The 13,112-nt window shown below is 44.4% G+C and carries 11 protein-coding genes; 9 read left to right on the forward strand and 2 right to left on the reverse strand.

What is annotated here, in order from left to right; genetic code table 11:
- Positions 1-89: 89 nt before the first annotated feature.
- The 6 genes from CH376_RS11900 to CH376_RS11925 are packed head-to-tail and all read left to right on the forward strand — an operon-like array spanning position 90 to position 7,865.
- Positions 90-179: a potassium-transporting ATPase subunit F gene (locus CH376_RS11900; protein WP_100787533.1), complete on the forward strand. Its 90-nt coding sequence runs from the start codon at positions 90-92 to the stop codon at positions 177-179.
- A 9-nt stretch (positions 180-188) separates the two neighbouring features.
- Positions 189-1,862, forward strand: coding sequence for a potassium-transporting ATPase subunit KdpA (gene kdpA / locus CH376_RS11905; RefSeq protein WP_100787534.1), 1,674 nt, complete (start codon positions 189-191; stop codon positions 1,860-1,862).
- A gap of 10 nt (positions 1,863-1,872) precedes the next feature.
- Positions 1,873-3,957, forward strand: coding sequence for a potassium-transporting ATPase subunit KdpB (kdpB, locus tag CH376_RS11910; protein WP_100787535.1), 2,085 nt, complete (start codon positions 1,873-1,875; stop codon positions 3,955-3,957).
- Between the two features lie 11 nt (positions 3,958-3,968).
- Positions 3,969-4,553 (forward strand): potassium-transporting ATPase subunit KdpC, encoded by a 585-nt coding sequence (kdpC, locus tag CH376_RS11915; RefSeq protein WP_100787536.1) that lies wholly within the window; start codon positions 3,969-3,971, stop codon positions 4,551-4,553.
- Positions 4,550-7,177 (forward strand): sensor histidine kinase, encoded by a 2,628-nt coding sequence (locus CH376_RS11920; protein ID WP_100787537.1) that lies wholly within the window; start codon positions 4,550-4,552, stop codon positions 7,175-7,177. The genes kdpC and CH376_RS11920 overlap by 4 nt, the downstream gene beginning before the upstream one ends.
- A 4-nt stretch (positions 7,178-7,181) precedes the next feature.
- Complete coding sequence (locus CH376_RS11925; RefSeq protein WP_100787538.1) at positions 7,182-7,865, forward strand: response regulator; 684 nt, start codon at positions 7,182-7,184, stop codon at positions 7,863-7,865.
- Positions 7,866-7,880: 15 nt separating this feature from the next.
- Here CH376_RS11925 and CH376_RS11930 read toward each other — a convergent pair whose 3' ends face one another.
- A complete protein-coding gene (locus tag CH376_RS11930) occupies positions 7,881-8,579 on the reverse strand; it encodes a hypothetical protein (RefSeq protein WP_125231986.1) in 699 nt (232 codons plus the stop codon).
- A gap of 276 nt (positions 8,580-8,855) precedes the next feature.
- On the opposite strand from CH376_RS11930, the gene CH376_RS11935 reads away from it, so the two are divergent.
- A complete protein-coding gene (locus CH376_RS11935) occupies positions 8,856-9,761 on the forward strand; it encodes an EAL domain-containing protein (protein WP_100787540.1) in 906 nt (301 codons plus the stop codon).
- A gap of 113 nt (positions 9,762-9,874) precedes the next feature.
- Here the strand turns inward: CH376_RS11935 and CH376_RS11940 are convergent, their stop codons facing one another.
- Positions 9,875-10,876: a class I SAM-dependent methyltransferase gene (locus tag CH376_RS11940; RefSeq protein ID WP_100787541.1), complete on the reverse strand. Its 1,002-nt coding sequence runs from the start codon at positions 10,874-10,876 to the stop codon at positions 9,875-9,877.
- Between the two features lie 143 nt (positions 10,877-11,019).
- Between CH376_RS11940 and CH376_RS11945 the strand changes: the two genes are divergently transcribed.
- Both CH376_RS11945 and CH376_RS11950 read left to right on the forward strand, forming a co-directional pair.
- The gene (locus tag CH376_RS11945; protein WP_100787567.1) at positions 11,020-11,907 is read left to right on the forward strand and encodes an alpha/beta fold hydrolase; all 888 of its coding nucleotides are present in this window, start codon (positions 11,020-11,022) and stop codon (positions 11,905-11,907) included.
- 471 nt (positions 11,908-12,378) lie between these two features.
- Positions 12,379-13,047 carry a S1 family peptidase gene (locus tag CH376_RS11950; protein WP_165781830.1) on the forward strand — a complete coding sequence of 223 codons (669 nt, stop codon included), beginning with the start codon at positions 12,379-12,381 and terminating at the stop codon, positions 13,045-13,047.
- Positions 13,048-13,112 lie beyond the last annotated feature (65 nt).

Here is a 13,112-nt window from a genome sequence, read left to right on the forward strand (position 1 = left end):
CCCGTTCTTTCCCGAACGGTAAAAGAAAATAAGATCCTTTCTTTTTGCCGAGATCGTATATATTTGAAAGTTTCAGGAAATAGAATATTATGAATTTAGAAACAACCGTTGCGCTTATTTTAGCGGGAGTCTGCCTCGTTTATCTCGTGTATTCGATTTTTAAACCGGAAAAATTCTAAGGAGAATTTATGGCTACGGAATGGATCCAACTTTCAATCTTTCTTTTCTCGATCATAACTTTATCTCCTCTGGTCGGGGCCTGGCTCTATCAGGTTTTTAGTTCGACTGCAACTCCGAAAATGGAAGCCGCTTTGTATAAAATCTGCGGAATCGATCCGGGAAAGAATATGGAATGGAAAGAATACGCAATTTCGCTTCTTCTATTCAACTTCTTCGGTTTTGCGATACTTTTTGGAATATTATCATTTCAGAATATTCTTCCTATGAATTCCGGAAATTTAGCCGGTCTAAATCCTTTTTTAGCCTTCAATACCGCGGTAAGTTTTATGACGAACACAAATTGGCAGGCGTATTCCGGAGAAGCGGCGTTGAGTTATTTTTCGCAATCCATAGGACTTACCGTGCAGAATTTTGTAAGCGCAGCGACCGGCCTCTGTGTCCTTTTGGCCTTGGCTCGCGGACTTTCCTCCAATGCAAATCCCGGCCTTGGCAACTTCTGGAGAGATCTGATTCGAGGAACGGTTTATATTCTTCTCCCGCTTTCTTTTCTTTTGGCTTTGATTTTGTCGAACGCCGGAGTGATTCAAAATTTTTCCGAATATGTTACGGCCGCTACTTTGGAAGGAAACACTCAGATCATTCCTTTGGGTCCCGCGGCTTCTCAAATCGCAATCAAACAACTCGGAACAAACGGCGGAGGTTTTTTCGGAGTCAACAGCGCGCACCCTTTTGAAAATCCGACTCCGATCTCCAACTTTCTTCAAATGCTTTCGATCCTTTTACTGCCGGGAGCTTGTGTATTTTTATACGGAAGAATCGTGGGCAATCTCAAACACGCATGGGTGATCTTCTTCGTTATGTTCACCGTTTTTTCCATCGGAGTTTTGACGGTATGGACCGCGGAATCCTCGTTCAATCCTCTCTCGGGAGTTAACGGTTTTTGGGAAGGAAAAGAAACTCGATTCGGAATCTTAAACAGCGCCGTCTGGGAAGTTTCCACCACGGTGGCGTCTAACGGATCCGTCAACTCCATGCACGACAGTTTTTCGCCTATCGGAGGTTTGGTGGGAATGCTGAACATTCAATTAGGAGAAGTGATCTTCGGAGGCGTCGGCGCCGGTATGTACGGAATGGTTTTGTTTATTCTTCTTACGGTTTTCTTGAGCGGAATCATGGTGGGAAGAAGCCCCGAATATATGGGTAAAAAGATCGAAAAAAGGGAGATTCAAATGTCCATACTTGGGATTCTTTTACCTTCCACTGTGATCCTCCTTTTCACTGCGATCGCTGTCAGCTTGCCTCAAGGCCTTTCTCCGTTGACAAACCGTGGTCCTCACGGTCTTTCAGAAATCCTCTACGCCTTTTCCTCGGGCGCAGGAAATAACGGTTCCGCCTTCGCGGGGTTAGGCGCGGATACTCCGTTTTATAATTCCATGATCGGGATCGCGATGTTGATCGGAAGATTCGGAGTGATTCTTCCCGTCTTGGCGATCGCCGGAAGCGCCGCTTCTAAAAAAAGATCCGAAGTGATTTCGGAAGGCTCCTTCTCGACGGACGGTGGAACTTTTTACATTCTTCTTTTGTCGGTCATCGTCATCGTGGGAGCGTTGACCTTTTTTCCGGCGTTGACAATCGGCCCCATACTTGAGCATTTTCTAATGTTACAAGGCAGAACTTTTTAAGGAGAATCGGATGAGTCGTAAATCCAAAGTTTTTTTCGAATCCGGAGTCCTAAGAGAGGCTTCGATCAACACATTCAAAAAATTGAGTATTCGAGCCCAGGCAAAAAACCCGGTGATGTTTATCGTATTTTTAGGAGCGCTCTTCACCGCTTGGATCTTCGTCAAGGATCTGATCGGAGGGTCTTATTCTTCCTTCAATCTTCAGATCGGTCTCTGGCTATGGTTTACCGTTCTTTTCGCAAACTTCGCGGAGGCGATCGCAGAAGGACGCGGAAAGGCGAGAACGGACAGTCTTAAAAAAACGAGAACTAACATCGTCGCCAAAAAAATCGTGGACGGAAAAATACAACCGGTCCCCGGAACTTCCCTGAAGATCGGCGATCGCGTGTTATGCGAACCCGGAGATTTGATTCCCGGAGACGGGGAAATCATAGAAGGGATCGCGAGCGTGGACGAATCCGCAATCACTGGAGAATCCGCTCCCGTTGTAAGAGAAAGCGGCGGAGACAGAAGCGCGGTAACAGGCGGAACCAGAGTGTTAAGCGACAAGATCGTAATCACGATCACCGCCGAACAAGGAAACACTTTTTTGGATAAGATGATCGCGCTCGTGGAAGGGGCCAAACGGCAAAAGACTCCGAACGAGATCGCGCTTACGATGCTCCTCTCCGGATTGTCCTTCGTATTTTTAATCGCCGTGATCAGCCTTCCCTTTCTCTCGGAATTCGTCGCAAAGGAAGGAGGACAAAAGGCCGACCTTTCGATACCCGTTTTGATTTCCCTCCTTGTCTGTTTAATTCCGACTACGATTGCGGGGCTTCTTTCAGCGATCGGGATCTCAGGGATGGAACGTCTCATCCGTTTTAACGTTATCTCCAAAAGCGGTAAAGCCATCGAAGCTGCGGGAGATATAGACATTCTTCTTTTGGATAAGACGGGAACGATCACGTTAGGCAACAGAGAGGCGAGATCGTTTTTTCCCGCGGCCGGTGTGGAAGAAAAATATCTCGCGGACGTCGCGCAACTTTCCTCTTTAGCGGATGAAACTCCGGAAGGAAGGTCCATTGTCGTATTAGCAAAAGAGAAATTCGGAATCCGAGAGAGAAACCTCGCGGAGATGGAAGGAGAATTCATTCCTTTTAGCGCTTCCACGAAGATGAGCGGAGTCGATCTCAAAAAAGAAGGAAAGGTTATAAGAAGAATCAGGAAAGGCGCCGGCGACGCGATCAAAACCTATCTTTATAACTTCAGTCAAAAAATTCCCTCCGATATGGAGGATACGATTCAAAGAATTTCCCAAAAAGGAAGTACTCCGATTTTGGTCGCGGAAGACAATCGTCTTTTGGGAGTGATCGAATTAAAAGACATCGTCAAGGGAGGCTTAAAAGAAAGATTCGCGAGTCTTCGTAAGATGGGGATCCGCACCGTGATGATAACGGGAGACAATCAACTCACCGCGGCGGCGATCGCAGCGGAAGCCGGAGTGGACGACTTCCTCGCGGAAGCGACTCCGGAAACAAAACTCAAAAGAATCAGAGAACAACAATCGAAAGGATATCTCGTCGCGATGATCGGAGACGGAACGAACGACGCTCCCGCATTGGCGCAATCCGACGTCGGAGTCGCAATGAACACCGGAACTCAAACTGCAAGAGAAGCCGGTAACATGATCGATCTCGACAGCAATCCGAGCAAACTGATCGAAATCGTGGAAATCGGAAAACAACTTCTGATGACGAGAGGAGCCCTTACTACTTTCAGCATTGCGAACGACGTCGCAAAGTATTTCGCGATTCTTCCCGCACTGTTTGGAACTTTCTACGCCACATCGGACGCGTTAGGCGGACCTCTTTCCGTTCTCAACCTGATGCAATTGAGTTCGCAAAAAAGCGCGGTTTTGAGCGCGGTAATCTTCAACGCCCTCGTGATTCCCGCGTTGATTCCTCTCGCGCTCAAAGGAGTCGCCTATCGTCCGTTAGGTGCAAATACGATTTTGAAACGGAATCTTTTGATCTACGGATTCGGCGGGATCGTAACTCCTTTTATCGGAATCAAGCTGATCGACTGGATCTTAGTTCTTTTAGGACTCAATTGAGGAGAATTTTTATGTTAAACATGGCGTCAACCGCGATCAGAACCTTATTCCTTCTTACCTTTATAACCGGGATCTTTTATCCCATCGTCGTCACCGGTTTTTCAGAAAGGCTTTTCCCGTTTCAATCGGGCGGAAGTTTGATCAAAAATGGAGAACAAATCGTCGGGTCCGAATTGCTCGCACAGAAGTTTACAAAAGATGAATATTTCTGGGCAAGACCTTCTGCGTCGGACTTCGCAACGGTGGCCTCGGGCGCTTCGAATCAAAGCGCGACTAACGCGTCTCTAAAGTCGAAAGTGAACGAAAGAAAGGAATATCTTCTTAAAAAACATCCGGATCAATCGGCAATTCCTCCCGATCTTCTATTCGCGTCCGGCTCCGGCTTGGATCCTCATATCACCCCCGCCGCCGCCCAATTTCAACTCCAAAGAATCGCTTTCGCAAGAAAGCTAAGCCTGGAACAAATCTTAGAATTGAAAAATCTTTTGGAACAATCGGTCGAAAAACCTTCCTTTGGATTTATAGGAGAGAAAAGAATCAACGTCTTGAGATTGAACTTGAATCTTGATTCTAAATTCGGAAAAATAGGCCCATGACCGATTGGAAAGAAAATTCCAGATTGGACCCGGACGAACTTCTTCGGAAGATACAAGCCGAGGAACAGAAATCCGTTTCCGGAAAACTAAAGATTTTTTTCGGAATGGTAGCAGGAGTCGGAAAAACCTACGCGATGTTAAACGCCGCGCGGGCGCTCAAAAAAGAGGGAGTCGACGTAGTCGTTGGTTATATCGAAACTCACGGCAGAAAAGAGACCGAAGAACTTTTGGAAGGACTCGAAATTATTCCGCGAAAGATTATCGAACACAGAGGAATTCAATTCGAAGAGATGGACATCGACGCCATTCTTAAAAGAAAACCGGAAGTCGTTTTAGTCGACGAGTTCGCTCACACAAACATTCCCGGAAGCAGACATATCAAAAGATACCAAGACGTTATCGAAATCTTAAAACACAGCATCAACGTTTTCACGACCCTAAACGTTCAGCACTTGGAAAGCCAGGTCGAGGCCGTGGAAAAAACGACTTCGGTGAGAATTCGGGAAACGATTCCGGATTCGGTTTTGGATATCGCCGATGAAATTCTGTTGATCGATTTATCTCCGGACGATCTCCGCAAACGTCTGCAGGAAGGAAAAGTTTATGTTCCAGAGAAGGCGAATTTGGCGGGAGATCATTTTTTTAAAAAGGAGAATCTGTCCTTCTTAAGAGAAACCGCGTTAAACTACACCGCTCGACACGTCAACACGTCTCCCGACTCCACAAAATTCAGGGAAAGAATCCTCGTCGCGATCAGCGCAAGTCCGAATTCTTACTCTCTGTTACGTTATGCGAAACGGCTTGCTTACGAAAGAAACGGGGAACTGTATTCCATCTACAATCAAACGAGGGAGAATCTTTCCAAAGAAAATCTGAGTCAATTGGAAAAGAATCTGAGTTTTGCAAGAGAACTCGGCTCCGAAATTTTATACTCGGCGGACGAAGACCCGGTGGAAGCGATTATCAGAATCGCCGAACAAAAAAATATCACGAGAGTGGTTCTCGGCAAACCTCCGATGTCTTGGTGGAAAAAATGGAACTCTCCCGCTTCGAAGCTCGCGAGGACAACGGCCAACTTCGAGTTGTGTTTGGTTCCTTACGATCACACTTTGTTTTCCGGGGAAGAATCTATCTTCAGCCGTTTTTTAAGAACTTCTTCCGGAGGAAAACAATACGTTGCATCGGTCGCTCTGATTTTTTTGGCAACGAGCTTGAGTCTTTTTTTAGAACCGTTTACCGGATATTGGAGCATCTCTTTTTTATATCTCTTCTTCGTTTCAGCGATCGGTTCCTTTTTCTCAAAAGGCCCCACGATTCTTGCGGGACTTCTTTCCGGAATTTTCTGGGACTTTCTATTTATTCCTCCCAAATATACGTTCTTTATCGAAAAGCTGGAAGACGTTCTGATGTTCGGCTCTTTTCTTTTTATATCGATCATCATAGGCAACGTGACTTCCAGATTGAGACAAAAGGAAAAAGCCCTCGTCAATCGGGAATTAAGATTGGCTACGTTATACGAGCTTTCCAAAGAATTAGGCCACGCTAGGGAAATCCGTCAGATATCGGAGATCGGCGCCGAATATTTAAAAAAAGTTTTTCAAACCGACGTGACGATTCTTTTGGAAAACCAGGGCACGATCGATTCAAGTTCCTCGAGAGCCGGAAATTTTTTTCCGGATTCGAAGGAGACAGCCGTTGCAAACTGGGTTTATAAGAATAGAACTCCCGCAGGAAAGTTTTCGGACACTCTTTCGATGTCGCTCGGAACCTACTTCCCCATGGTCGCACCGGGTAAGATCATCGGAGTTTTGGGAATCATTTTAAACGAAAGACTCAATCTGGATCAGGAAAATCTTTTGCTTACGATGGGAAATCAGATCGCGCTCGCTCTCGAAAGGGAATTGTTATCCGAAGAGACAAGAACCAGATATCTCGCGAATCAATCCGAAAGACTCTATACCATCATCTTCAATTCGCTTTCTCACGAATTAAAAACTCCTCTTTCAGCGATTCGAGGCGCGGTTACCGCGCTTCTCGAACCGGAAATCGACAATTCTTCCGAGGCACGCAAAGAATTGTTAAACGAAATCAATGAAAGCAGTATGATTCTTAATTTGTTATTGGGAAATCTTTTGGACATGAGCCGCTTCGAATCCGGCTTTTTAAAACTAAGACAAGACTGGCACGATCCGTCCGATCTGATCCACGTCGTCGTAAGGAGACTTAGACAAACCGTTAAGAACAGCCGGTGTGTGATTCGTATTCCCGAAAATCCGATTCCGGTTTGGATGGATTTCACTCTTATGGAGCAGGCTCTTTTTAATATCGTATTCAACGCAGTTCAGATTTCTCCGGAAAACTCCCCGATTTCGATCGAGTTGATCTGCGGAAAGGAAAGAATCCAATACGTCGTGGAGGACAATGGTCCTGGAATCGCCGAAGAAGATCTTGAAAAAATCTTCGAAAAATTTTATAGAAGTAAGAATCGAAATCACGTTGGAAGCGGGCTCGGTCTTTCCATAAGCAAGTCCATCGTCGAGACTCATCAGGGAACATTGATAGCGGAAAACAAAAAAGAAGGCGGCGCTAGATTTTGCATCGACATTCCCGTAAAGCCGGGCTGAAATTATGAACTCAAAAATTCTCGTAGCGGACGACGACGATCGAATTCGAAAGATGATCCGCATCAGCCTCAATGCCTCGCATTACGACGTAATCGAATCGAGCACCGTTCAAGAGACAATTCGAAAAGCCGCAGCGGAATCTCCCGATGTCATTCTGTTGGACTTACAATTCCCGGATGGAAACGGAATCGACGCATTGAGAGAAATCAGAACCTGGAGCGAAACTCCCGTCATCGTTTTATCGGTGTTATCTTCCGATCCCGAAAAAATCACGTTATTGGACACGGGCGCCGACGACTATATTACAAAACCGTTTAGTATGGGAGAACTTCTCGCAAGAATCCGAGTGGCTCTTCGCAATAAAACTCAGGATACCGGTTCGCCGTTTTTTATTTCCGGAAATTTATTCGTCGATTTGGCGGGAAGAAACGTTCAGGTTTCGGGAAAAACGGTTCATTTGACTCCGATCGAATTTTCCTTTCTTACCCTATTGATCCAGCACGCGGGCAAGGTATTGACCCAGGAACAAATCATCCGTCATATCTGGGGTCCCCTCGCCAAAAACGAGTCCGGCCCTTTGAGGGTTCACGTCGCAAGTCTCAGAAAGAAAATCGAAACGGACCCGTCCAACCCCGAGCTGCTTTTGACGGAACCCGGAGTAGGATACAGACTCTCTGTTAATTTCTGATTAAATTAAATCGGTTTAAAACGAAATGCCGGCGGATAAAAACAATTGGATCCCGATTCCCTTTGCACGATCCAATTCCTTTTCCTTGCCGTCTTTCCAGATTCTTTCCAAGATAGCCGGGTCCGGCTTTAGATTGTAAAAACTAATCTCTTCTCTTTGAATGTGAGCGGAACTGTTCGTAAAAAGTAAAACGCTAAATCCTCCGTTCAAAAATATCCCGGAAGAGAACACATAACGTAACCCGGCTCCGGGAGCGAGATACGCCCTTTTATTGGAAATTGAATATTGCCAGGTTTTAGAGTCCGCACTTCCATCGGAGTAGACAACAATTTCATTCTTACGGTCCCTTTGAAAATAAAATTCCTGTCCGATCCCGATGCTGAAATAGTATGGAATCGTAAACGGAAACCATTCCAACGAAATCGTGTATTGATTTTGTGTGAAGTCTTTGTTTTGTAAGGAGAATGCCGCCGCTCCCGATTGATAGCCGGTTCGATCCAAATCAAAATGATCCGCGCGATGCCTTTGATGTGCGAGAAAGGATACGGAAAATCTTTCGCTAAGATTATATCCGGATTGAAACCAGGAGAGCTCCTTGATTCCAAAACCGCCGACATAAAAACGTTTTTGAACTCTTCGTTCGTTCTGATGTCCGATCTTATTTGCAGCGCCGGAAGACAAAGATTCTTCCGAACGGAGAGACGTTATGCACATTGGCAAAACAACTCCGGCAAGAATAAAAAGAATAGAAATTGATCGAAGCGGTTTCATAAAATAGTTTAGGAAAGAATTTATTCACCGTTCGAAAGCGTAAATTGGAAAAATAAGAAGTTAGAAAACGCCTTTCGACCCTACCCGTTTCAAACGATAAAAACTGACGGAAATCGCCAATTCAAGACATTCTGGGTTCAATTTATGATAATGAGACCTAATCTCATTTATGTTGACTTTTTAAATCCTCCCTCTTAGCTTGTAAAAATGAGGTTTTGCATGAAGTCGATTTTCAGATTCACACCTAACAGCGATTTGCCGAGATTCGAATCCACTTCGATTTTGGACCGGAGAGTTTTCCGGAATCTTTTCTCTTTTCATCCGAGCCGTTCAGAACCGAACGAGGTGATAAACAAGTTCCTGAAAGGAAAATCGATCACTACGGAAAATCCTTCGAATCACGCCTCCAATACGCCGAACAAAGCCGCACTGCAAAAGGCGCTCTCAAATATATTAGAAAACGGTAATTTCAATACCGAATATCAGCCGATTGTTTCTCTGGAAAATGAGAGCATATTCGCCTACGAAGCCCTCGCGCGTTTTAGAATTGAAGGATCCGATCTTTCTCCCGATTTCGTATTCAAAGAATTGCACGATCACGAGGAACTTTTTTTCGAGTTTGAGAAAAATCTAAAACGTTTCCAAATTCAAAATCGTCCTTACAACGAACGTCTTTTTTTAAATCTGGATCCGCACGTTTGTAAAAATGAAATTCAGGCAAAACACTGGTGCGATCTTTTGAGCGGACAAAAAAATCTCGTGTGTGAAATCATTGAAAACACGGATTCCACTTTAACCGCGGAAACCCGCTTTTGTCTGAAAAAGTTGAGCGGAGCGGAGATTCCTTTGGCATTGGACGACGTAGGAGGACGAGAGAATCTTTTCTGTTTTGACTTTTTGGAATATTCTAAATATATTAAGTTTGATAAATATTGGCTGAATCTGATAAAATCGAAGGAATCCTACAAATATCTTCTCTGGGGCTTTCTCGATTTTGCAAGAGAATCGAATATCCTTTGTGTCCTGGAAGGAATCGAAACCGCAGAAGATCTCCGATTGGCTTCGGAAATGAGATTCCCTCTCGTGCAAGGATTTCTTTTCAAATCCGAAAATATTTCAGTTTGATTTCAGTAGTACGTTCTAATACGGAAGACGATAAGGACGAAGCTACAATAATTTTAGAATATTCTATTTATCTTTTGCTCTGTCCTAAAAACGCGGCAAACCTCCGTCAAGAATCAGCTCGGCTTTTGCATTCGCCAACAGAAATGTATTCTTTCGTTTCTGAAGTCGTCGGGCAAAGTTTTTTTAGAGATGTCTTCTATTTGATCCCAGAGGATCGACTTCTCGGAAAGTTGAAATCTTCTAAAGTTGGTGGAGAAATAAAGAATCGCTCCCGGAAGCGCAAAGTCTCGGTAAAGAATATTGAGAATCTCGACGTGGTCTCGTTGAACGTCGAAGATATCGGTCATCTTCTTACTATTGGAAAAAGTCGGCGGATCGACCACGATTAGATCGAATCTTTCACGATCGTTTTCTTTTCGTTCGTTGCGAAGCCATTCGATAACGTCGGCGCGAAACATTCTATGTTTGGTCGTCGAGAAACCGTTCGCTCTGAGGTTTTCTTCCGCCCATGCAAGATACGTGTTGGAAAGATCGACGCTAAGACTTTTGGAAGCGCCGCCGGCGGCGGCATAAACCGTAAAGGCCCCCGTATATGAAAATAAGTTTAAGAATTTCTTATCCTTCGCTTCCTTTCTTACAAGATCCCTCGTGATTCTGTGATCCAAAAACAAACCGGTATCGAGATAATCGGAAAGATTCACGTAGAAACGAAGTCCGTTCTCCTCCACTTCCAAGAGTTCGGATTGTTCGGATTGTTTTTCGTATTGTTGTGTCCCTTTTTTGGGTTCCCTTTTTTTCCAAAAGATTCTTTCCGGATCTAGATTCAAAACTTCGGATACGATCTTACCGATTTCTAAATTCTCTCTTTCTCTTTCTTCTTCCGAAATTTCGTAACTGTTCTTATAAGCTGAGATTTGACAGTAGGGTCCGTAGAGGTCTACGCTTACCGGAACTTGAGGGATATCCCTGTCGTAGATTCGAAAACACTGCAGCCTTCGTTTGCGCGCCCATTTCTTCCAGTGTTTGTACATTCTGGAAAGACGGTTTCGAAACATCACCGCCGGATTTCCGGAATCGTTAAGCGACTTAGCTTCTTCGGATCCGTTCTCTGACATGAGGCCAGGTTAGAATCCGCGCTCGAAAATCCAACCAGAACAAAGATTGAAATTCCTTAAAAAGACTGGAAAATTTGCGGCGTAAAACGAGCATAGCCTGGCTTTTTTACGAAGATTCGATTCGTAAACCCGGAGAAGAACTTTTGAAATACACATACCTCGAAAATCAAAAAGTAAAACTGTTTCTTACTTATTCCGAAACCGATTCCAAGGATGTGATTCTTTTTGTACACGGTTATCCGGATACTCACAGAACCTGGGATTTGCAAATCGAAGAATTGGAAACATCTTATAGACTGGGAGCGATCGATCTGAGAGGTTTTGGAAGATCTTCGAAACCCCTGGAACAATCCGAATACAACTACGCAGCCATCCTTCCCGATCTTTTGGAGGCGATCCGATTTCTTTCCAAAGATAAGAGGGTTCACCTCGTGGGACACGATTGGGGAGCCGCTCTCGGCTGGTTATTCATTAGCGATCCTGAATATTCAGGTTATATAAGATCCTTTACCGCTATATCCGGTCCGCATCCGTGGTTAGCCGGGAAAAGAATGATCGACGATATCTTCAGCCTCAATCTCGAAAACTGGAAAAAAGTTTTCGATCAAGGTTTTCGTTCTTGGTATATTTGGTTTTATCAGATTCCTTTTTTACCCGAATTCCTCTGGCGGAATTTCGGAGAACCCATCTACAAACTAGTCATGGATTTGGGAGGAGTTCCTAAAAAGGACCACCTAAGACAGATGAGTCGGAACGACATCTACAGCGCTACCATGGCGCCGATCCATCTCTTCCGAGAATTATTATTCGGTAAAACGGTGATCTCCGCACCTTCTCACATTCGAATTCCCGTACAGTTGATCGTTCCCGAAAAGGACTTTATAGTTCTCCCTGAAATTTACGAAAACGCGAAAGACTACGTTGAAAAATTAGAAATCCATAAATTAGATTCTAATCATTGGGTGCACAGAGAACAACCGAAAGTCGTGACTGAACTCATCCGGAAATTTATTACGAATCATTCGGCTTAAAAAAGTATCCGTTCCCACCGGGACGAGGTACGATTTCGTTTATTCATTCAAAAATCGTCCGAAGGGTTCGATTCTCCCGGAGGGGTTGATGCGATATAAAAAGATATCCTGCTTTTACACCATCGAGCTACTTATCCGATCGCAATGATCGATCCCGGCCGGCCCGAGATGAATTACGGCTTGTTCCGTTATTGCGGGTTTCGACACGTTAAGCGACACTTCCTTCACAATCTGAAGCACTTGAATGAAAACGAGCGCACAGAATGGATCCGGAAATACAGAAGAATTGCGGGTTCTCTCTAAGAGCAGTTTTCAGTTCGACGCCGATCCGCGTATTTACGACTCGTCGTTGATTCTCTTCGATCTTCTTATATCCTTAACGGTGGCGTGAATCGGAAAAACTATGATTTTTTATTGCGAAAACTCAAAGTTTTTTTTGGCTGTTAGTATCCATCCATCCGGAGAAAAGCCTTGCTAAAATTAAAAAAAAATGCGCTCCACGTTTCATTCTTAATTTCTTTCCTTTGTCTTCCGTATTGCGATTCTCCTAAAGACGCTTCCGGAAAATGGAGAGATCTCAAAAATAGGTCGGTGCTTATCTATAGGGATAAGAATTTAGCGCCGCTTGGAACCGGATGTGTTTTAGGGAAAAACGTAATCCTTACTACGGAACATATACTGCGCGATCTCTATGGAGAAGTTTTTGTTTCTTACGATGCGAATGTTTTTTTCCCCGTTGCCGTTTCGAAGGCGGAGAAAAAGTTCGACTTGGCGTTGCTCCGACTCAAAGAAACTTCTGAAATCTTCCCGAATGAAAACTTAGAATTCGTAGATCGCTCCGAATTATCGGAGGGCATTCGCGTTTTTGCATGGACGGGCGCGTATGGCGGAACGCCGGGAATTTATTTCGGTTACGTTTCGCATTTGGAGAGAACCCAATTCGATTCTTCTTTTCCGAAGATTCCATTTATCCAAGTCAATCAAATCGCGTTTCCGGGCGCCAGCGGTTCTTGCGTGTTTTTAGAAAACGGAAAAACAATCGGCGTCGTTCGTTCTTCCGTAGGAATCACGGAAGGAAGTCAGATCGGTTTAGTAATTCCGTACGGCTTTATAAAAGTATTTCTCAACACCAATCCCTAAGTGATAATTACTCTTTGAATATTTATTGACAAAATTTCAGAGCAAGTTTTATATCTTTTCCTCAA

The organism is Leptospira adleri (genome assembly GCF_002811985.1).
Lineage (GTDB): Bacteria > Spirochaetota > Leptospiria > Leptospirales > Leptospiraceae > Leptospira > Leptospira adleri.